The 19,668-nt window shown below is 66.6% G+C and carries 18 protein-coding genes; 1 reads left to right on the top strand and 17 read right to left on the bottom strand.

The features are described from left to right. Positions 1-18: 18 nt before the first annotated feature. From AC6H0N_RS00845 to dctP, 17 genes are all read right to left on the bottom strand, one after another. Complete coding sequence (locus tag AC6H0N_RS00845) at positions 19-855, bottom strand: SAM-dependent methyltransferase (protein WP_497572157.1); 837 nt, start codon at positions 853-855, stop codon at positions 19-21. 88 nt (positions 856-943) lie between these two features. Then, complete coding sequence (locus AC6H0N_RS00840) at positions 944-1,903, bottom strand: transglutaminase family protein (RefSeq protein ID WP_497572156.1); 960 nt, start codon at positions 1,901-1,903, stop codon at positions 944-946. After that, a complete protein-coding gene (locus AC6H0N_RS00835; RefSeq protein WP_497572155.1) occupies positions 1,900-4,386 on the bottom strand; it encodes a circularly permuted type 2 ATP-grasp protein in 2,487 nt (828 codons plus the stop codon). Before AC6H0N_RS00835 ends, AC6H0N_RS00840 begins: the two co-directional genes overlap by 4 nt. 13 nt (positions 4,387-4,399) lie before the next feature. Beyond that, positions 4,400-5,338, bottom strand: a complete 939-nt coding sequence (locus AC6H0N_RS00830; RefSeq protein WP_497572154.1) for an alpha-E domain-containing protein — start codon at positions 5,336-5,338, stop codon at positions 4,400-4,402. 1 nt (position 5,339) lies between these two features. Then, complete coding sequence (locus AC6H0N_RS00825; protein WP_497572153.1) at positions 5,340-6,788, bottom strand: circularly permuted type 2 ATP-grasp protein; 1,449 nt, start codon at positions 6,786-6,788, stop codon at positions 5,340-5,342. Positions 6,789-6,969: 181 nt separating this feature from the next. Then, positions 6,970-8,541 carry a methyl-accepting chemotaxis protein gene (locus AC6H0N_RS00820; protein ID WP_497572152.1) on the bottom strand — a complete coding sequence of 524 codons (1,572 nt, stop codon included), beginning with the start codon at positions 8,539-8,541 and terminating at the stop codon, positions 6,970-6,972. Positions 8,542-8,670: 129 nt separating this feature from the next. Then, entirely contained in the window at positions 8,671-9,651 is a 981-nt protein-coding gene (locus AC6H0N_RS00815) for a quinone oxidoreductase family protein (protein ID WP_497572151.1), read from the bottom strand. A 40-nt stretch (positions 9,652-9,691) separates the two neighbouring features. Continuing rightward, positions 9,692-10,606, bottom strand: coding sequence for an ACP S-malonyltransferase (locus AC6H0N_RS00810; protein WP_497572150.1), 915 nt, complete (start codon positions 10,604-10,606; stop codon positions 9,692-9,694). Further along, a complete protein-coding gene (locus tag AC6H0N_RS00805; RefSeq protein ID WP_497572149.1) occupies positions 10,603-11,460 on the bottom strand; it encodes a triphosphoribosyl-dephospho-CoA synthase in 858 nt (285 codons plus the stop codon). Before AC6H0N_RS00805 ends, AC6H0N_RS00810 begins: the two co-directional genes overlap by 4 nt. Further along, on the bottom strand, positions 11,457-12,143 hold the full coding sequence (gene mdcG / locus AC6H0N_RS00800; RefSeq protein WP_497572148.1) for a malonate decarboxylase holo-[acyl-carrier-protein] synthase: 687 nt from the start codon (positions 12,141-12,143) through the stop codon (positions 11,457-11,459). Before mdcG ends, AC6H0N_RS00805 begins: the two co-directional genes overlap by 4 nt. After that, a complete protein-coding gene (locus tag AC6H0N_RS00795) occupies positions 12,136-12,852 on the bottom strand; it encodes a biotin-independent malonate decarboxylase subunit gamma (RefSeq protein WP_497572147.1) in 717 nt (238 codons plus the stop codon). The genes mdcG and AC6H0N_RS00795 overlap by 8 nt, the downstream gene beginning before the upstream one ends. Next, a complete protein-coding gene (locus AC6H0N_RS00790; RefSeq protein WP_497572146.1) occupies positions 12,849-13,739 on the bottom strand; it encodes a biotin-independent malonate decarboxylase subunit beta in 891 nt (296 codons plus the stop codon). Before AC6H0N_RS00790 ends, AC6H0N_RS00795 begins: the two co-directional genes overlap by 4 nt. Then, the gene (mdcC, locus tag AC6H0N_RS00785) at positions 13,732-14,046 is read right to left on the bottom strand and encodes a malonate decarboxylase acyl carrier protein (protein WP_497572145.1); all 315 of its coding nucleotides are present in this window, start codon (positions 14,044-14,046) and stop codon (positions 13,732-13,734) included. Before mdcC ends, AC6H0N_RS00790 begins: the two co-directional genes overlap by 8 nt. A 5-nt stretch (positions 14,047-14,051) precedes the next feature. After that, positions 14,052-15,701 carry a malonate decarboxylase subunit alpha gene (mdcA, locus tag AC6H0N_RS00780; RefSeq protein ID WP_497572144.1) on the bottom strand — a complete coding sequence of 550 codons (1,650 nt, stop codon included), beginning with the start codon at positions 15,699-15,701 and terminating at the stop codon, positions 14,052-14,054. Between the two features lie 48 nt (positions 15,702-15,749). After that, positions 15,750-17,066, bottom strand: a complete 1,317-nt coding sequence (locus AC6H0N_RS00775; RefSeq protein ID WP_497572143.1) for a TRAP transporter large permease — start codon at positions 17,064-17,066, stop codon at positions 15,750-15,752. Continuing rightward, positions 17,066-17,605, bottom strand: coding sequence for a TRAP transporter small permease subunit (locus AC6H0N_RS00770; RefSeq protein ID WP_497572142.1), 540 nt, complete (start codon positions 17,603-17,605; stop codon positions 17,066-17,068). The genes AC6H0N_RS00775 and AC6H0N_RS00770 overlap by 1 nt, the downstream gene beginning before the upstream one ends. Positions 17,606-17,674: 69 nt before the next feature. Continuing rightward, positions 17,675-18,700, bottom strand: coding sequence for a TRAP transporter substrate-binding protein DctP (gene dctP / locus AC6H0N_RS00765; RefSeq protein ID WP_497572141.1), 1,026 nt, complete (start codon positions 18,698-18,700; stop codon positions 17,675-17,677). A gap of 225 nt (positions 18,701-18,925) precedes the next feature. Here dctP and AC6H0N_RS00760 point away from each other — a divergent pair, with 225 nt between their 5' ends. Next, entirely contained in the window at positions 18,926-19,624 is a 699-nt protein-coding gene (locus AC6H0N_RS00760) for a GntR family transcriptional regulator (RefSeq protein ID WP_497572140.1), read from the top strand. The last annotated feature ends 44 nt before the right edge of the window (positions 19,625-19,668 follow it).

The raw sequence follows: 19,668 nt of genomic DNA, 5'->3' as shown, positions 1-19,668 counted from the left end.
GGGCTCCTGGTGGTCGGTTCAGCGGCTCATCGCGAACCACGGCATGGTGCCGGTGGATTCCATGGTGCGGCCGTTGATACGGCCTTCGAATACATCCTCGCCAATGCTGAAGCGGATGTCACGGCCGTGCAGCTCCAGCCCGTCGATGCGCAGCGGCTTGCCGTTGTAGGTGGCCGTGCCCTGAAGGTGCTGGAACTTCTGGCTCAGCGTCAGCACGATGGGTGGGCCTTCGCGGTTGAGTTCAATGTCCCAGGTGCCGGCTGCCTGCGCCGGAACCACCCACATGAAGATCGGCTTCTTGTACATCTCGGCCTGGGCGTCGGGTTTCCAGTCGCCCATGTCGAAGCTGTGCGACACGATACGCGTGCCAGGTGACAGTCGTGTGAGCATGTAGGGGCGCAGCCGCAGGTTCAGCTCCGGCAGCAGGTACATGGTGACGACGTCGGCGTTGGCGAAATCCAACTCGAACAGGTCGCCCTCGATGATGCGCACGCGGTCGGCTACGCCGGCCTCCATGGCCGCGGCCTTTGAATACTGCACCAGCCAGGGGTCAAGCTCGATGCCCAGCGCGCTGCGTACGCGGTACTTGCGCGCCGCCGTGATCAGGATGCGGCCGTCGCCCGAGCCGAGGTCCACCAGGTGATCGTCGGGCCCGACGCCGCCCATGTCGAGCATGCGGCGCACCGTCGGCATCGGCGTCGGGACGTAGTCGACGTCGAGCGCGGGCGTGGTGTCGACGCCGGTCGTAATGGGAACGGTGGATTCCTGCGCCGGCGGCTCGGCAGCGTGCAGGCCGAAGGAGGTGAGCAGCAGCAGGGCTGCGAGGCGGCAACAGGTCAGTACGGGTGTGGGCATTGCGGCTTCCTGTAGAGGGATGTGGGCCCGGTTCAGGCAACTTCCGGCGCAGCAAGTTCGCGCGTCGGGTCGGCGAGGGGGCACCAGACTAGCCGCGCCCCGGCGGCAAGTCGAGCCCTGGCAGCGCCACATCGTCGTACAGGTCTGAAAACTCGTCCTCCGGCACGACCGTGACCGAAATCTCGGGAGCGTGGGAGCCGCCACCGAGGATCACCCCGCGCAGCGGCGAAATGTCGCTGAAGTCGCGCCCCCAGCCGATCGTGATGTGCTCGATGTCGGCCCACACGGCGTTGGTCGGATCGAAGTCGTACCACCCCATCCCAGGCACGAACACCGACACCCAGGCGTGTGTGGCGTCGGCGCCGATCAGGCGTTTGCGGCCCGGCGGCGGACGCGTCAGCAGATAGCCGGAGACGTAGCGTGCGGCCAGCCCCAGCGAGCGCAGGCAGGAAATCATGAAGTGCGCGAAGTCCTGGCATACGCCGCGTCGCGTCTCGAACACCTCGATTACCGGCGTGCTGACGTCGGTAGCCTCAGGGTCGAAGGTGAATTCGTCGAAGATGCGCCGCATCAGATCATCGCAGGCCGCCAGCAGCGGTCGGTCGGGCGGAAAGCTGGGCGCAGCGTATTCGGCAAAGCTGCGCTTGAGGCGCACGTCGGTCGACTCGAACAGGAAGGCCGACGCTTCGAGCAGCGGGGCACTCATGCGCACTCCGGACTTGTAGCGCAGGGTTTCGCGCACGAGGTCCCAGGCTGGAGAGTTCGTCAGCAGCGGCATGATGCGTGGCTGCAGTTCGATCCACGATTCGCTGCGCACGCTCAGCGCGTCGTGGGCGGTATCGAAGTGCATGGCCAGAATACGGTTGCCGAAGCTGTCCTGGAAAGACTGGCTGCGCGAGGGCTCCGGGCTGATGCGCAGGCGGTGGTCGGCGCAATGCTGCCAGGGCAGCTCGCGCGGCTGCAGGCGCAACAGCTGGTGCGATTCGCGCACCGGCTGCTCGTAGCCGTAACGCGTGTCGTGCAGCACGTGGTAGCGCGCGCGGCTCATGCCGGGTTTCTCAGCCGCGAGACGTGCACGGTGTGGATGAAGAAGCGGTTGTGCACGTCGTCGCTCAGGGCCTGGGCAGTGTCCCAGGCGTCGCCGAGCAGGGTGGCCAGCCGTGCGCAGGCCGGATCGCATTCCTCCGCCTCGAAGGCAGTCAGGTCAAAACGTGCCAGCCGGCGCTCGAGTTCGCCGATGTGCGGCGGCACGGTATGCCCCAGTTCCTGCGAGGCGAGCGTGAGGTAACGCATCAGCGTCTGCGCCTGAAACGCCACCGAGTGCGGGTTGGTGGTGTCGAACACCAGCAGGTGCACCACCGGCAGCAGCTCGGGCACGCGGCGATAGCGTGCGCGGTAGGTGACGATGGAGTTGCAGGCTTCGAGCAGCCAGTCGAGCATGCGCTCGCGATCCTGGGCCGGCGTCAGCAGCACCGATCTGACGAGCTTGGACAGTGCGGCCAGGCGCTCGATGCGGCGGCCGAGGATGAGGAAGCGCCAGCCTTCGTCGCGCGTCATGTCGTCCATGGCAAAGCCGGCCAGCGAGATGCAGTCGAGCATCACCTGATCGAGCGCGCCGATGGCCCGGTCAAGCGTCGCCGGGCGCGGGCGCAGGGCGTTTTCGAGACGGTTGAGCACGTGCCAGTTGTCCGACGAGAGCCGTTCGCGCACGTGGTTGGTATTGAGCCCGAGTGCGCGCAGGTTGGCGGCAATGGAGCCTGGCTGCTCATAGTTGGAGACGGCCGACAGCAGGCGCTCTTCGAGGTCGGCGTCCGGTTCGGTAGTGATGGCCAGTACGCCGAGATCTTCGGCGGCGGCGAGCAGGCCGGCGGTTTCCTCGTCGACCTCGTCGGTGCCGGTGGCCACACGTGTGAGCACCGTGCGCAGCACGCGCGCAGAGGCCTCACTGCGTTCGGAGTGGCGACCCATCCAGAACAGGTTTTCGCCGACGCGGGAGGGCACTTCGGTGCCGGTGACCATCAGGTCGATCATGCCGAGGCGCTTCTTGAGCAGGCTGCCGCGCGGCACCGGGCCTTCGGACTGCACCCAGGTGTCTTTCGACATGCCGCCGCGCTGCATCGAGATCACTTCCACACCGGCTTCGGGCGCCACGCGCGTGAGGGCACCGGGCATCACCACATAACCATCCGGGGTGGCGGCGGCGAACATGCGCAGGCCCACCGAGCGCGACAGCAGCCGATCACCCTGTGCGTCGGACGACCATACCGGCGCCTGCGACAGCCGCACCCATTCCTGCGCGACGTAGGCGTGCGGCTGGGCCACGATGCTGTCGACCATGCTCTGCAGCGCCTCGCCCTTGAGGGTGTGGCCGAACACGGGGTCGCGCCCCATGTCGGGGTAGGCGGGCTTGATCACCAGATCGTCGAGGTTGGCCAGCACGTGTTCCATGGCCGGCGTCTCGCCGCACCACCAGCTGGCCACCGACGGAATGGCCAGCTTCTCGCCCAGCAGGCGTTCGGCAATGCCCGGCAGGAAGCCGAACAGGGCCGCGCTCTCGAGCACGCCGCTGCCCAGCGCATTGGCCACCAGCACGCGTCCGGCGCGTACGGCGCCGAGCAGGCCGGGCACGCCCAGCGCGGAGTCGGCGCGCAGTTCAAGCGGGTCGCAGAAGTCGTCATCCAACCGGCGCAGCACCGCATGCACGCGGCGCAAACCGCGCAGGGTCTTGAGATAGACGGTGTCGTCACGCACCGTCAGGTCCTGCCCCTCAACCAGCGGGAAGCCAAGGTAGCGCGCCAGGAAAGCGTGCTCGAAATAGGTTTCGTTGTATGGGCCGGGCGTCAGCAGCACACACAGCGGCGCGTCGCCGTCGGTCGGTGCCATGCGCGCCATGCCGTCCTGCATGGAGCGGAAAAAGGCGGCGAGCTTGTGCACGCGCAGCTTGCGAAAAGCGTCGGGGAAGGCCTGCGATACGACAATGCGGTTTTGCAGTGCATAGCCGGCGCCGGACGGGCCTTGCGTGCGGTCGGCGATGACCCACCAGCCGCCGTCGGGGGCGCGCGTGAGATCAACCGCGTAGAAGTGCAGGTAATGCCCGCCGACCGGGGTGATGCCGTGGCACGGCCATTTGTAGCCGTGCTGGCCGAACACCAGCGCGGGCGGCAGCAGACCTTCGGAGAGCAGCGTCTGCGGGCCGTAGAGGTCGGCCAGCACGCGGTCGAGCAACTGCGCGCGCTGCGCCACGGCGGCCGACAGATTGCGCCATTCGGCCGCGCTGATGACCAGCGGCAGCATGTCCAGCTCCCACGGGCGGCGCATGCCTTCGGGGTCGGCATAGACGTTGTAGGTGACGCCGTCCGCGGCGATGGCGTCGGCGACGAAGGCAGCGCGCTGACGCAGGGCTTGCGAGGGCAGGCCCTCGATGCGGCGCGCAAAGGCGTCCCAGTGCGGACGGGGCGCACCGGCCCCGGCGAGCATCTCGTCGTAGCGATCGGTGGCGAACGGATAGGTGTCGATCAGACCAGCGGGCATGGGTGCGCAGTGTTCATGCCGCGTCGCGCGGGAACCAGCAGGTGGCAATGGATTCGTGCAGTTCGCCGACTTCGAGTTGCACGCGATCCATGAAGCCGTGCAGGGCGTTGTCGGTGATCAGCTTCGGTACGTCGGCGTCCTGCGCGTGGCGCCGTGCCTCAATGGCCATGCGCAGCGGCAACTCGTTGTTGGGCAGGCAGTCGAGTGCATTCTCGCAGCGCGACAGCGCGTGTGCGACCGAGCGCGGAAAATCGGCATCCTGCAGCAGGTAGCGCACGACGTCTCCGCCATTGACGCGCCGTTTGACGTGCTGACGATACATCTGGAAGGCACTTTGCGAGCGCAGGATGCTGGTCCACAGCAGGCCCTCGTAAGGCTCGGCCTCGTCGCTTTCGCGCGCCAGCAGGCGCAGCGCGCCGACGTCGATCTGACGCGTGGCCATGTCGGCGCGTTCGATGTTGTAGCCCAGCCGGATGAAATCATAGGCCGCGTCATGGCTCATGCAGCCTGCCATGAGGCCGTTGAGCGTCTGGCAGCGCTGCACGATTTCGGACAGGAATTCGTGCCGGCCTCGCTTGCTCACGCCCTGGTCGGCGTTGTCGCGCGCGAAGAGGTAGAGCTCGTTGACGATCTCCCAGCCCTCGGTCGGCACCAGGTCGCGCGTGGTGCGCACGTTCTCGCGGGCACTGCGCAGCGTGCTCAGGATGGAACCCGGGTTCCACGCATCGGCGATCAGGAATTTGACGCAGTTGCGGTCGTCCTCGCGCTGGTAACGCTCTTCGAACAGCGCGTCCATGCCGGTCACCGCGACCAGCTCCTTCCACGACAGTTCGAACGACTTCGGCATGTCCAGCGACAGCGTGTTGAAGGCCATGACCATGCGCGAGGTGTTCTCGGCGCGCTCGATGTAGCGCGCCATCCAGTACAGGCGTTCGGCGACTCTGGATAGCATCTCAGTTCTCCTCGTCCACGATCCAGGTGTCCTTGCTGCCGCCACCCTGGGAGGAATTGACCACCAGCGAGCCGCGCTTCATCGCCACGCGCGTCAGCCCGCCCGGCGTCACGTCGGTGCGTACGCCCTGCAGGATGAAGGGGCGCAGGTCGATGTGTCGTGGTGCCAGGCCTTCGTCGCACAGCGTGGGCGCCACCGACAGCGCAAGGGTCGGCTGGGCGACGTAGTTGCGCGGGTCCTTGCGGATCAGGCGGGCGAATTCGGTGCGCTGCTTCTTCGTCGAGTGCGGCCCGACCAGCATGCCGTAGCCGCCGGACTCGTTGGCCGGCTTGATCACCAGATGTTCGAGGTTGGCGATGACGTGTTCGCGATCCTTCTTGTCCACGCACAGGAAGGTCGGCACGTTGGGGATGATCGGTTCCTCGTCGAGGTAGTAGCGGATCATCGCCGGCACGAAGGCATACATCACCTTGTCGTCGGCTACGCCGGCGCCCGGTGCATTGGCAATCGCCACATTGCCGGCTCGCCAGGCGCGCATCAGCCCGCGCACGCCGAGCATGGAATCCGCCTTGAAGGCCTCGGGGTCGATGAATTCGTCGTCGATGCGGCGGTAGATCACGTCCACCCGTTCCAGCCCGCCGATGGTGCGCATGTACACGCAGTCGTCATCACCGACTTCCAGGTCGGCGCCCTCGACCAGTTGCGCACCCATGCGCTGTGCCAGATACGAGTGTTCGAAATAGGCCGAGTTGAAGATGCCCGGCGTCAGCACCACCACGTTGGGGTAGTCCTGCGGACGAGGGGAGAGCGCCGCCAGCATGTCGAAGAGCTGCGACGGGTACTCGTCCACCGGCAGGATCGAGGTGTTCTCGAACAGCTCCGGGAACACGCGCTTGGTGACGTGGCGGTTTTCGATCATGTACGACACGCCGGACGGCACGCGCAGATTGTCTTCGAGCACGTAGATCGTGCCATCGCCGTCGCGCACCAGGTCCGAGCCGCAGATATGCGCCCACACGCCCAGCGGCGGCGTGAAGCCGCGGCACTGCTCTCGGAAGTTCTTCGACTGCGCCAGTACGTACTCGGGCAGCACCTTGTCGCGCACGATGCGTTGCTCGTTGTACAGATCCTGGATGAACAGGTTCAGCGCAGTAAGGCGCTGCGTCAGCCCGGCCTCGACCTGGCGCCATTCCTTGCGCGGGATCACGCGCGGAATGATGTCGAATGGCCAGGCGCGGTCGATGTTCTCGCCTTCGCTATACACCGTGAAGCTGATGCCCATCTCGATGATGGCGAGCTCGGCGGCCTTCTTGCGCGCCTGGATTTCGTCCGCGCCGAGTCCGGCGAGGTAGTCGGTCAGCATCCTGCCGGCGGCCCGCGGTTTGCCCCGCCCGGCGATCAGCTCGTCGTAGAACGGTGAAGGGTCGTAGCTTTTCCAGTCAATCGACATGCAGCACTCTCCAGAAGTCCGTCCCAGGCCCCTTTGGGGCAGATAGCCTGCGTTTGTCAGGATACGCTGCGGTGCACGATTCGTGAAACTGCAGTGCGTTGAGGCGCGGGCAAACACCTCCCAAAAACGAACGGCCCGGGCTTGGCCGGGCCGTGGTCGGTGGATGCGCAGTGTTCAACGCCTACTTGTACACCCCGCAGCCGAAGATGAAGTCATCCACGCGCCGGATGAACGAGGTCTTGGCTTCGATCTCGCCGGTCTCCGGGTTCTTGAACATGTAGTCCTGCCAGCCGCTGCCGGCCTGCTGGGCGATGCGGATGCGGTCCTGGATGAAGTGAGCGCCCTTGGCGTCCTTGGCTTCGCGCATGTTGTTGCCGATGAGCGTGGGGTTGCCACCGTGGGCGCGCACGACGCCGTCCATGTCGTACACGAAGATGTAGAGATCGCGCTGCACGAACTCGCCATGCGGATCGCAGAAGGCCTCGAAGGCCGCCTGCTGGCCGCGGCTGGTGTAGAGCGCGGCGGCGCGCTCGACGAGCTGCGAGGCTTCGTTGGCGGTGCCACCGGAGAAGCGGCTGATGGCTTCCTTGAGGCTGGCGGCGACGGTGTCGAGGCGGTCGGCTTCGCCGGACATGTGGTCGACGGCCACGCTGCCGCTCTGCAGCATGCTGGAGATGCGCTCCACGCTCTCCGAGATGTCGCTGGAGACGGTGCTCTGTTCCTTCACCGCGGCGGCAATGTCGCGCACCATGCGCAGGGTTTCGTGAGCGCCCTTGTTGATGTGCGACAGCGAGTCGCCGGCGCGAGAGGCCAGCTCCACGCCGTGCGACACCTGGCCGACGCCGGCTTCCATGCCCGACACCACCGACTGCGTGCTGTGCTGGATGACGCCGATCATTTCGCCGATTTCGGCGGTGGCGTTGCCGGTGCGCTCGGCCAGTTTGCGTACTTCGTCAGCCACCACCGCGAAGCCGCGGCCTTGTTCGCCGGCGCGGGCGGCTTCGATGGCGGCATTGAGCGCGAGCAGGTTGGTCTGGTCGGCGATATCGCGGATGACCTGCACGATCTTGCTGATTTCGTCGGTGCGCCCGCCGAGTTCGCTGATCTGCTCGGCCGAATGGCTGAAGGCCTCGGCGATGCGTTCCATTTCGGTAGAGGCCTCGCGGACCACGCGTTCGCCGTCTTCAGACAGGCGACAGGCTGTTTCCGAGGCGCTTTCGGTGTCGCCGGCATGGCCGGAGACCTGCGCAACGCTCTGCGTCATTTCCTGCATGGCGGCGGCCACGCTGGTAGTGGCGTCGTTCTGCTGGTGGCTGCCGGAGCGCACTTCGGCGCTGCGCTGGGAGAGTTTGCTGGCGGCCTCGGCAACTTCTTCGGCATGGCCCGAGACGCGCGCGATCATGCGCTTGATCTCCTTGCCCATATCGTTGAAGGACTTCGCCACGCGGGCCATCTCGTCGCGCCCTTCGAGCTTGACGCGGGCGGAAAGGTCGCCCTTGGCGAAGCGGGCGATGGCGACGGAAAAAGCCTGCGCGGTTTCGCCTTGCGTGTGCGCCAGTGCGGCGAGTAAGTAGAGCGCGATCAGCGTGGCGCTCAGTGCCACGACACTGAGCCAGAGCGCACCGCCGCCCTGCGCGATCTCGTAGCCGCGGATGGCAAGCGGCAGCAGCAACAGTGCGGTAACCAGTCCGTATTTCTGACCGTGGCCGAGCCGGTTGCACAGTGCAATACCTGGGGCGAGCAGCATTTTCATCACGGTACTCCAAGGGTGGCTGAAGTAAGCACCGATCGGTCGACCGGCGCACTCCTTGACTGGCTTATCGGCCGCGCACGCAACAACTTCAGTCTACGCCCCGCAATGACGCGCGCGGGGGTGCAAAATTCACGCCGTGATCACCATTGCACCGCTATAGCTGCGGGCCTCTGCGGCGCGGTGGGCGGCAACGATGTCGTCCAGCGTGAAACGCGCGCCGATCGGGGCGGTAACGGTGCCGGCGACAATGGCGTCCATCACTTCGCGTGCGTTCTCGCGGAAGATCTCCGGCTTGGCGTTGTGCGGGAAAACCGACGGCCGCGTCAGAAACAAACAGCCTTTCTTGTTGAGAATCTCCGGATGGATGTCGGGCGCAGGCCCGGAGGCCGCGCCGTACAGAACGACCAGGCCGAAGGGCGCGGCGCAGTCGAGCGAGCCGAGGAAGGTCGTTTTGGCCACCGAGTCGTACACCACGCGCGCCTTCTTGCCGCCGGTGGCGTCGATCACCTGCTGCACCCAGTCCGGCTGCGAGTAGTCGATGGCGGCGTCACAACCGGCGGCCAGCGCAGCCTGGCACTTGGCCGGCGAGCCGGCGGTGCCGATCACCGTGGCACCCAGCGCCTTGGCCCAGCGCGACAGAATCTGGCCAACGCCACCGGCGGCGGCATGCACCAGCACGATGTCGCCGGGCTGAACGCGGTAGGTGCGACGCAGCAGGTACTGAGCGGTCATGCCCTTGAAGATCAGCGCGGCGGCTTGCTCGTCGGACACCGCGTCGGGCAGCTTCACCAGCTTGTCGGCGGGGACGTTGCGGTGGGTGGCATAGGCGCCCAGACCGGCGTTCATGTAGGCCACCCGGTCATCGACCTTGAGGTCTTTCACGTCGGCGCCAACGGCTTCGACCACGCCGGCGGCTTCATGCCCCAGGCCGCCGGGCATCGGCACCGGGTAATAGCCGCTGCGCTGATAGGTGTCGATGAAGTTGAAGCCGATCGCGCTCTGGCGCAGACGCACCTCGTTGGCAGCGGGGGCGGGCAGTTCGACACTGACGAGCTTCATTACTTCCGGTGCGCCGGCTTCGGTGATCTGTACGATTTTGGCCTGGGTCATGGGGACTCTCCGGGTTGCAGGGCGGTCGAGCCGCCGTGGTTCAGCGTGTGGCGCGGGCCAGCCAGGCGGCCGCTCCGCGCAGGGTGGCGAAATCGGACAGCGCGCGCGCTTCGAGGTCCGGGTGATGCTCGCGCACCATCCGGGTCAGGCTGTCGCCCGGTCCGAGTTCAAAGAACAGGGTGGCGCCGAGTTCGCGCGCGACGTCGAGCACGCGCGCCCAGTCCAGCGGTTCGTCGAGCTGGCGCGACAGCGCCTCGACGGCCTGGCGGCTTGAGCTTGCGTTGCGGCCATCGACACACGCGGGCACCGGCGCAGCCTGCGCTTGCCAGTCGGCGGCTTGAAGCGCCTCGCGGAACGGCACGACTGCTGACGCGAGCCAGTGCGAGTGGGCCGGCACGCTGACCGCCAGTGGCACGACGTGCGCACCTTGCGCCGCCAGCGTCGCGGCGAGCGCATCGAGCGCCGTGCGCGGTCCGGCCAGCACGGCGTGATCGGCTGAATTGGTGATCGACAGCACCGCCCCGGCGGCCTCGGCCTGCACGCGCAGCGCTTCGACGGCGACACCGCGCACTGCGAGTAGGCCGTGATCGGGCGGGGAGGCGGCATCCATGCATTCGGCGCGTCGGCGTGCGAGGCTCAGCGCGGTGTGCGCCGCGAGGCCTTGCGCTGCGCCGTGGGCGGTGAGTTCGCCGACGCTGTAGCCGGCCACCACGCCGGGCGTGATGCCCGCCGCGCGCAGGGCTTCGGCCACGCTCAAGCCGTACAGCACGATCAGCGGTTGGGCGTGGTGGTTGTCGAAACAGTGTTCGGGGTCGGCGGCCTGCGCCAGTGTGTCGGGCGCGACGTGGCGCGACAGTCTGGCCAGCACCGGCGCGGCGAGATCGTCATCCGCCAGTTGCGCCAGCATGTCGGGCGTCTGGCTTCCCTGTCCGGGACATAGCCAGCACAGACTCATGCGGTGGTTGCCTCGCTGCGTTGGGCGAGCGGGCAGGGCGCCGAAATGCCGTCGATGAACAGGGCCGCCGCCAGCAGGTCGGCGCTGCCGCCGGGGCTCAGCCAGCGGCGCTCGAATGCGCCGCACAGCGCCTTGAGACGGCGTTGCCCGCTGGCATTGAAGACGCTGCCGCGGGTGATGAAATCGGCTGCCGCGTACTGTGCCCACTCCAGCCCGCTGCGCCCGCCGCGGTGGGCGAGGTTGCTGTCGGGCAGCACGGCGATGGTGGCGATCAGGGCGTGCAGCAGCGCGCGCGGGTCCTTGCCGAGGCGTCGGCGGGCTTCGCGCAGAGCCGGCAGGGTGGTTTCGAACAGCACCGGAAAACCGTTTGCGGCCTGTTCGCGCGCGCCGGGCAGGCCCAGATTGCGGCGCACATGCACGCCGTGGGTGTCGGCCGGCGCCTGCTCGGCTGCGTCCAGCAGGGCATTGCCCCATTCCTCGGCCACGACGTTGCCGAGCTGTTCGGGCAGCAGTTCGCCGCGGGCCTGCTGCACACCGGCTGCGGCAGCCAGCAGACCGAGCGTGAATACCGCGCCTTTGTGCGTGTTGACGCCACGGGTGGCACTGAACATCGCGCTCTCGGCCTGCCTGCCGCGCAACTGCAGCGTGAACAGGTCGGCGCCGGCTGCGGCAAGGCGGGCGCAGTCACCGAAAAACCCGGATAGTGACTCGATGCTGGCGCTGAAGTGGCGGTGATTCATGTCGCCATGGCTGCCGTTCGAGAACGGCGTGACCAGGCCGGGTTTGGGTGCCAGGGTCAGCTCGAAGACCAGCGCGTTCCAGGCCGCGTTATCGATGCGCTGCGCGAAGTTCATGCCGGCCCTGCCTCGCAGCCGGTGAGGAAGTCCTCGCGCGTGGTCATACCGACGTGATCAATGTGCTTGAACAGGATCTGGCGTGTGCCGATCAGCAGTTCGCGCCAGCTGGCGGCGCGGCCGTGGCGGTCAATCATCTCGCCATCGAGTGTCGGGCAGGTGCCGCGCGCGAGGAGACCGCCGAGGGCGTCGAGCGCTCGCTCGGCGGCCTCGCGACTGCTCGGCTTGAGCAGCAGGTCGAGGTCGGAATCCTCTCCCAGGCAGGCAATGCCGGTGACGGCCTGCATGGCGGCCGAGCCATAGGCTCGCGGGGCGGTCGCGGCAATATCGGTGTGGCCGTTGAGCGCCTGCAGTGTCGGCTGCCAGTGTGTCGGCAGCAGGGTGGTGATGGCACGCAGTGGGGGCGGTGGTGCGCGACGCGCGATGCGCGAGGTCGGCACGTCGAAGGCGATGCGGTGCTTGCCGGCCGAAGGCGGCAGCGGCAGGCCGAGCAAGGTGCGGCCGGGGGCCAGTTCGCGCGGCTGGCGCGACAGCACCAGCGGCCGGCCGGCGGCGGCCCATTCCGACAGGCGCATGCCGGCATCGGTCAGCGCCGCGGCGCAGCCGGGCATGGCACGGGCGTGCGCCGCCGCGTCGGCTTCGAGCCAGATCAGGTCGTGCCGGGCAGGAGCGAGGTCAGCCATGGGCGATACGTTCGGCCAGCGGCGCAGCGGCGAGCCGGCCACCGCGCTCCAGCCCGAGCTGCATGCGCTGGTCCACGAGGCTGGGCGCGGCGCGCAGTTCGGCCAGCGCCTCGGCCAGCCGGCTGGCGTGGTCGCTGCTCCACACCGCGCGCAGGTGGCCCATGCGCAGGTAGTTGTCGACGCCGGGCGAGAACACCGGGGAATCCTTGGCGAGCGCCTGCAGTTTCTCCAGCGGCACCTTGGTGATGCGCGCCATGGCCGGCAGGTTCATGACCTTGATCTCGGCGCCGGACACGGCATAGCAGGCGTCCGCCATCATGCCGGTGGTGAGGTAGCCGCCGGACACGGCTTCGCCATACACCACGGAGAGCAGCGGGTGGCCCTTGCGGCGGGCAACCTCGCAGCACTTGGCCAGATGCGCCATGTAGCCATTGAGGCCGAGCAGTTCGTCGCGGCGGCGCAGGCGCTGACCTTGCGTGTCGAGGAAGAACACGATGGCCTCGCCGGGGTGTCTGCGCACCGTGTCGAGCACGGCCGCGGCCATGCGCAGGCACAGGTCGACGCCGACTTCGGCGCGCTCCGAGGTGCCGATGATGGTGACGGTTTCATCACCGATGCGGGCGCGGCCGTCGAAGTAATGGTCGTCGAGCGTGCGCGGCGTCCAGCCCGTGTCGCTGAAAAAAGCCTCCAGCAGTTCGTTGCGTGTCACGGCAGGGCCCTCCCGGTGGTGGCGTCGGCCATGGCCACGAAGTCCGCGGTGTCGAGCATCGACACGTTTTCGGGGTGCGCAACGCCGAGGCGGCGCCAGACATCCAGTCCGTCGTCGCAGTCGGAGAAGGCTTCCCAGCGCGCGGCGAGCCGGGCGTGTTCGGCTTCGACGTCTTCCAGCGTGAGGCCGGCGGGACCGTCGCTCAGCGCGATGGCCGCGACACGGAAGTCGGCGACGTCGTCTTCGCAGATGCGGCTCGCGTCGCCCAGCAGATAGCGGTGTTTGCCGCCGGTGACGCGCCACACCAGCGCGCGGTCGCGTGCGTCGAATTCCTCGACGCCATGCACGGTTTCGATCACCTCGGGGCCGGACATGGCCAGCCGGCCTTCCTCGGACATGGCGATGGCGTCGCAGCAGCGTGCGACCAGGCCCGTGCCGCCGAAGCAGCCAGCCGAGCCGCCCACCAGGCCGACAAAGCGTACGCCCTCGACGCGCGCAGCGCAGATCGCGCGCAGGATCTCGGACACGGCGATCAGGCCGGCGTTGGCTTCGTGCAGGCGCACGCCGCCGGAGTCGAACAGGATCAGCACGGCGGCGGGCTTTTCTTCCACCGCGCGGCCGATCAGGCCGACCAGCTTGGCGCCGTGCACCTCGCCGACGGCCCCGCCGAGAAAGCGTCCTTCCTGCGCCGCGATGAGCACCGGTTTGCCTTCGAGCAGGCCGCGCCCGGCGATCAGACCGTCGTCGAAGGCCACCGGCTGATCAAGTTGCGCCAGATGCGGGCTGGAGGCGCGCTCAGAGGGCGGTACGAATTCGTGGAAGCTGCCGGCGTCGAGGATGCCAAGCACGCGCTCGCGCGCGGAAGCCTCGGAGTAGCTTTTACGCATGGGTTTCCTCCCAGGCCTCGAGGGCCTGATCGAGGCGCAGGCTGACCACCGCCGGGGTGGCGCCAACGTCGTTGATCTCGATGGCCAGACCGCCGGCGGCGTGGCGCTCGCCGAAGTCGCGCAACACCGCCTGCCAGATCGGCGCGAAGCCGATGGCCGAGGTGTGGATGCTGATGCGGCAGTGCGCGGCGTCCTCGCCCGACTCGACCAGCACCTCGCAATTGCCCGAGGCGGTGACGCCGACCAGCACCGGCGCGCGCTGCGGCGTGGCAGCTTGCGAGGGAATGTCGTAGTGCAGTCTTTCCATGGCGCTCACCAGTTGCGGAAACGGCTGGGCGGGTCGTACAGACCGCCCGAGGCGCGCACCAGATCCTTGATCGAGCGTGCGGCGAGCAGGTCGCGCGTGGCCTCGCGCCGCACGACGCCCAGATCTTCGGGGCGCTGGATGATGCCGCGCTGGCGAAGTTCTGCCACCTTGGCGCGGTCGCGCGCCAGACCTACCGGCGTGTAGCCGGCCACGCCGCGGATGGCCTGTTCGCGCTCGGCGGCGTCGCGGCACAGCAGCAGGTTGGCGATGCCTTCCTCGGTGACGATGTGGGTGACGTCGTCGCCGTAGATCATCACCGGCGGGTTGGCCAGACCCATGTCTTCGGCCAGGTCCCACGCGTCCAGACGTTCGACGAAGGCCGGCGCCATCTTCTCGCGGAAGGTCTGCACCATCTGCACCACCAGCTTGCGTCCGCGCGGCATCTCGTCGCGGCCCTGACGTGCTTCTTCGCCGGCCTTGACCCAGGCTTCGCTCTCGTGGCGTCGGCCGCGCGCGTCCGCGCCCATGTTGGGTGCGCCGCCGAAACCGGCGATGCGGCCCTTGGTGGCTGTCGAGCTGTTGCCGGCGAGGTCGATCTGCAAGGTGGACCCGATAAAGAGGTCGCAGGCGTAATGGCCGGCCGCCTGGCAGAAGGCGCGATTGGAGCGCATCGAGCCGTCGGCGCCGGTGAAGAACACGTCTGGGCGTGAGGCGATGTAGTTTTCCATGCCCAGCTCCGAGCCGAAGCTGTGCACCGATTGCACGAAGCCCGCCTCGATGGCCGGAATCAGCGCCGGGTGCGGGTTGAGCGCCCAGTGCGTGCAGATCTTGCCCTTCAGACCGAGCGACTCGGCATAGGTCGGCAGCAGCAGCTCGATGGCGGCGGTGTCGAAGCCGATGCCGTGGTTGAGCCGCGTGACGCCGTAGCGCGCGTAGATGCCCTTGATGACCATCATCGCCATCAGCACCTGGATCTCGGAGATCTGCGCCGGGTCGCGCGTGAACAGCGGCTCGATGTAATACGGCGTGGGCGCTTCGACGACGTAATCGACCCAGTCGGCCGGGATGTCCACACGCGGCAGGGTGTCGCGGATCTCATTGACCTGCGCGATCACGATGCCGCCGCGAAAGGCTGTGGCTTCGACGATGGCCGGGGTGTCTTCGGTGTTCGGGCCTGTGTACAAGTTGCCGTCACGATCGGCGGCTTCGGCCGCAATCAGCGCCACGTTCGGCGTGAGATCGACGAAGTAGCGCGCAAAAAGCTCCAGATAGGTGTGGATGGCGTTAACGCGGATGCGTCCCTCCGACACCAGTTGCGCGAGCCGCGTGGCCTGCGGCCCGGAGAAGGAGAAATCCACCTCCTTGGCGATGCCGCGCTCGAACAGCGCAATGTGGTCGGGCAGGGCGATCACCGACTGCACCAGATGCAGCTCGTTCACCGTTTCGGGATCGACTGCGGCCAGCGAGCGCGCAAGAAAGTCCGCCTGCTTCTGGTTGTTGCCTTCGACGCAGACACGGTCGCCACATTCGATGACGGCTTCGAGCAGCGCGACGATGTCGGCAGCCTCGACCCGCTTCCCGGTAGCCAGCTGCGCCGCGCGCGTCTTGCGCTCGGCTCGCCGGTTGCCCGGTTGGCGGTGATCGTTGGCGTTCATTTTCGTTTCTCCGTGGCGTGTCCGACTTGCGCCGGGCACGGGTCGGTATTACACGGCCGGACCCATCAGGAAGGTCGGCAGCCAGGTGGCGATGCCCGGGAACAGGCACAGCAGCACGATGGCCAGCACCATGCAGCCGACGTAGGGCAGCGAGCCCCACAGGATGGTCTGCAGCTTGATGTCCGGCGCGATGCCGTTGATGACGAACAGGTTCAGGCCGACCGGCGGCGTGATCAGGCCGATTTCCATGTTGATGGTCAGCACCACCGCGAACCAGTACGGGTCGAAGCCGGCTTCGATGATGATCGGCAGCAGGATCGGTGCAGCCATCAGGATCACCGCGACCGGCGGCAGGAAGAAACCCGCACCCAGCAGGAAGATGTTGATCATCAACATCAGCATCCACGGGTTGAGGTTCATGTCGATGATCCACTGCGCCAGGCTCTGCGTGATGTACAGGCTGGAGAGCATGAAGCTGAACAGACCCGAGGCGCCGATGATGACCATGATCATCACCGACTCCTTGGTGCAGTCGCGGAACACATGCCACAGCACCGTGGGTTTCCACATCTTGTAGACCACGATGGCCAGCACCAGGCAGGCCAGCGCGCCGACCGCGGCCGCTTCGGACGGCGTTGCCACGCCGCCATAAAGCGCCCACAGCACGAACACGATGATCAGCAGGAAGGGCACGATCTTGGGCATCAGCTCAAGGCGTTCCTTGAGCGTGTACTTGATGTTGGAGACGATCACGCCGTCGGTCTGACGCGAGGTCGACCAGATTGCCCAGGCCATGAACAGGCAGGTCAGCATCAGGCCGGGCAGGATGCCGGCGATGAACAGCCGGCCAATCGAGGTTTCGGTGGAGATGCCGTAGACGATCATCGTGACGCTGGGCGGAATCAGAATGCCCAGCGTGCCGCCGGCCGCAATCGAACCTGCGGCAACGCCCTTGGGGTAACCGCGCTTGACCATCTCGGGAATGCCCATCTTGCCGATCGCGGCGCAGGTCGCCGGCGAGGAGCCGGACATGGCCGAGAACAGCGCGCAGGCGCCGAGGTTGGATACCACCAGGCCGCCCGGCACGCGGGTCAGCCAACGGCTGAGCAGCTCGTACAGATCACCGCCGGCGCGCGACGAGGCGACTGCCGCACCCATCAGGATGAACATGGGGATGGACAGCAGGGCGAAGCTGTCGAGCTTGCCGAAGATGACCTCGGGGATCACGGCCAGGCCGAACACGCCGTCCTGCCACAGGATGAACATCGTCGACACGATGATCAGGCCATAGCCGACGGACATGCCCGAAAACAGCACTGCGATGGTGGCGATCAGGACGAAGAGGGAAAGCAGCAGCGGATCCATCAGCGCTCTCCCTTGGTGACTGACGTGAGCGGCTGGTGGCTGGCCGGCAGGAAGGGGTCGTCGACGCGGGTGGTCATCATCAGGTCAGCGGTGTATTGCAGCACCGTCAGGCCGAAGCCCAGCGGCATTGCGAGATAGGGAATCCACAAGGGCGTGCCGAATACCGACGACGAGCGCCAGCCGCCGTCCCAGGCCTGCAGGAACAGCTCGGCCGAGTAGAAGGCGATGATTGAGCAGGCGACGACTTGTATCAGCACGCAGAAAACGAACAAGACCTTGCGCGGCGACTTTTTCAGGTACAGCGGCAGCAGGTCGACGTTGATGTGGCCGCGCAGCAACTGGACGTAAGGCATGCCCAGCATGGTCGCGCCGATCATCAGATAGGTGACGATCTCGGTCTGCCACACGGTCGATTCATTGAGCACATAGCGCATGAACACGAGCTGGCAAACGATGAATACCGACGCGAGGATCATCATCGCGGCGGCGATGCCGCAGAGACGCGAAAGCGCATGCACGACACGGACATATTGAAGCATCTTCGTGCTCCGGTTCTGGGGCGTGAGACGTGAAAAGGCCGGCGCCTGAAGGCGCCGGCCCGATGGGGATTACTCGACCGACAGAGCCAGATCCAGCAGCTCCTGGCCGCCTTTCACCTGCTCGTTGAAGGCCTTGTACGAGGTCGCCTCGGCGAGCTTGCGCCACTTGCCGAACTGCGCCTCGTTCATCATGACGACTTCCACGCCGGCCTTCTTGAAGACGTCGACCGAGTCGGCGTCTTCCTTGGCGGCTTCCTCAGCGTAGTAAGCCTCGGCCTTCTTGGCGCCAGCAGCGACTGCGGCTTTCTGTGCGTCGTTGAGGTTGTCGTAGGCGCGCTTGGACATCAGCACCGGCTGGTACATGAACCACAGCGCGTATTCAGCGGCCGGGGTATAGCACTTGACCTGCTCGTAGAGGCGGAATGAGACGAAGCTCGACGAACTGGTGTTGACCGCGTCCAGCACACCCGTCTGCATGCCGGTGTAGACCTCGGAGCTGGGCATCGACGCGATTGACGCGCCGGCGCCGGCGAGCATCTGCTCGAAGGCCTTGCCGGCTGCGCGCATCTGCTGACCCTTGACGTCGTCCGGTTCGAGAATGCAGGTCTTCTTGGAGGCGAAGCCGCCGGCCAGCCAGCCCTTCGCGACCGTGACGGCGCCGGCCTTGTTGATGATTTCCTCGATCTTGCCCATGAACGGCGAGCTGTTCATGCGTACGGCGTGAGCGTGGTTCTTGACCAGGCCGGGCATCAGCGTGAGGTTGAATTCGGGGTGACGGCCGCCGGCATAGGACAGCGGCAGCACGGTCATGTCCAGACGACCCGAGGTCATTGCGCCCCACTGGTCATTGGCCTTGAACAGCGCCTGGCTCGGGAATATCTGGATGGCGAGGCCGACGTTGGCTTTCTCGACCTCGTCTGCGACGATCTGTGCGACCTTGTGGCGGATGTCGTTGGTGGACCACTGGTGCGACAGGCGCAGGGTCTGCTGGGCGCTGGCCTGACCGACGATGCCGGCTCCCAGGGTGACGACTGCAGCTACGCTCAGGGCGGAACGCAGGAAGTTCCTGCGGACGGAGGGAAGTTTCCGGGTCATGTTGGTTGTCTCCAATGTAAAAGCTGTCGTTTCTTGTTATGCCGGACCTGCGCACGGCATGCTGCTAGCATGCGCGTCGGTCGCTTCGGCTGGGCGACCATACCTCATGGGTATCCGGTGAATGCATTTTGTATTCCAAAATTGCTTTCTTGTATACGAGAATAACCTAACATGAAGTTGATTCAAGTCCACGTAGCTTGGCCCGCAGGTGAGGAAGATCGCACGATGAACAGTCCCGCAACCCCGCCGGTGGCGACGCGCCGCTCAGAGTATCTGCGCGAAACCATCGAGGAACGCATTGCCACCGGTGAGTATGGTCCGGGAATGCGTCTGGATGAAAGCGAGTTGGCCGAAGAGTTCGGCGTCTCCCGCACGCCGATCCGCGAGGCGCTGATCCAGCTCGATTCCGAGGGGCTGGTCGAGATGCGTCCGCGGCGCGGTGCGGTGGTGGTGGAGGTGTCGCCGCAGCGACTGTGCGAAATGTTCGAGGTCATGGCCGAGCTGGAAGCCATGTGCGCGCGCCTGGCCGCACGGCGCCTCACTGCCGAAGGCCGCGCCGAACTGGTGGCCGCGCACGAGGCGAGCCATGCCGCGCTCGACGGTGGCGACCCTAACGCCTACTTCTACCTCAACGAACGTTTTCATCACGCGATCTATGCGGCCAGTCACAACCAGTTCCTGATCGAGCAGGCGCGTCAGCTGCAGCGTCGTTTGCGGCCGTATCGCCGCATGCAGTTGCATGTGCGTGACCGCGTCAAGGCCTCGTTCGACGAACATGGCGGCATCACCGCGGCCATCGTGGCCGGCGAAGGCGAGCGCGCGGCGCAGTTGCTGCGTGATCACGTCACGGTGCAGGGCGAGCGCTTCAGCGATCTGCTGGTTTCGCTGAGCGAATTGCAGGAACGTGCACGCCGCACGCGCTGACAAAACGCCGGACCCTTGACCCTGCGCAAGGCGGCCGCGCGGGG

The sequence above is a fragment of the Pseudazoarcus sp. NS34 genome, assembly GCF_059703725.1.
Note: the sequence above shows the minus strand (reverse complement) of the source record. Positions and strands in the feature narration are given on the sequence as shown.

What these genes read in the sequence shown, in the direction of transcription:
- AC6H0N_RS00760 (WP_497572140.1), top strand. Translation starts at nt 18,926, where the DNA reads ATGAACAGTCCCGCAACCCCGCCGGTGGCGACGCGCCGCTCAGAGTAT.
- mdcG (WP_497572148.1), bottom strand. Translation starts at nt 12,143, where the DNA reads ATGGCTGACCTCGCTCCTGCCCGGCACGACCTGATCTGGCTCGAAGCC.
- AC6H0N_RS00810 (WP_497572150.1), bottom strand. Translation starts at nt 10,606, where the DNA reads ATGAGTCTGTGCTGGCTATGTCCCGGACAGGGAAGCCAGACGCCCGAC.
- AC6H0N_RS00830 (WP_497572154.1), bottom strand. Translation starts at nt 5,338, where the DNA reads ATGCTATCCAGAGTCGCCGAACGCCTGTACTGGATGGCGCGCTACATC.
- dctP (WP_497572141.1), bottom strand. Translation starts at nt 18,700, where the DNA reads ATGACCCGGAAACTTCCCTCCGTCCGCAGGAACTTCCTGCGTTCCGCC.
- AC6H0N_RS00790 (WP_497572146.1), bottom strand. Translation starts at nt 13,739, where the DNA reads ATGCGTAAAAGCTACTCCGAGGCTTCCGCGCGCGAGCGCGTGCTTGGC.
- AC6H0N_RS00840 (WP_497572156.1), bottom strand. Translation starts at nt 1,903, where the DNA reads ATGAGCCGCGCGCGCTACCACGTGCTGCACGACACGCGTTACGGCTAC.
- AC6H0N_RS00815 (WP_497572151.1), bottom strand. Translation starts at nt 9,651, where the DNA reads ATGACCCAGGCCAAAATCGTACAGATCACCGAAGCCGGCGCACCGGAA.
- mdcC (WP_497572145.1), bottom strand. Translation starts at nt 14,046, where the DNA reads ATGGAAAGACTGCACTACGACATTCCCTCGCAAGCTGCCACGCCGCAG.
- mdcA (WP_497572144.1), bottom strand. Translation starts at nt 15,701, where the DNA reads ATGAACGCCAACGATCACCGCCAACCGGGCAACCGGCGAGCCGAGCGC.
- AC6H0N_RS00835 (WP_497572155.1), bottom strand. Translation starts at nt 4,386, where the DNA reads ATGCCCGCTGGTCTGATCGACACCTATCCGTTCGCCACCGATCGCTAC.
- AC6H0N_RS00845 (WP_497572157.1), bottom strand. Translation starts at nt 855, where the DNA reads ATGCCCACACCCGTACTGACCTGTTGCCGCCTCGCAGCCCTGCTGCTG.
- AC6H0N_RS00770 (WP_497572142.1), bottom strand. Translation starts at nt 17,605, where the DNA reads ATGCTTCAATATGTCCGTGTCGTGCATGCGCTTTCGCGTCTCTGCGGC.
- AC6H0N_RS00805 (WP_497572149.1), bottom strand. Translation starts at nt 11,460, where the DNA reads ATGAACTTCGCGCAGCGCATCGATAACGCGGCCTGGAACGCGCTGGTC.
- AC6H0N_RS00820 (WP_497572152.1), bottom strand. Translation starts at nt 8,541, where the DNA reads ATGAAAATGCTGCTCGCCCCAGGTATTGCACTGTGCAACCGGCTCGGC.
- AC6H0N_RS00825 (WP_497572153.1), bottom strand. Translation starts at nt 6,788, where the DNA reads ATGTCGATTGACTGGAAAAGCTACGACCCTTCACCGTTCTACGACGAG.
- AC6H0N_RS00775 (WP_497572143.1), bottom strand. Translation starts at nt 17,066, where the DNA reads ATGGATCCGCTGCTGCTTTCCCTCTTCGTCCTGATCGCCACCATCGCA.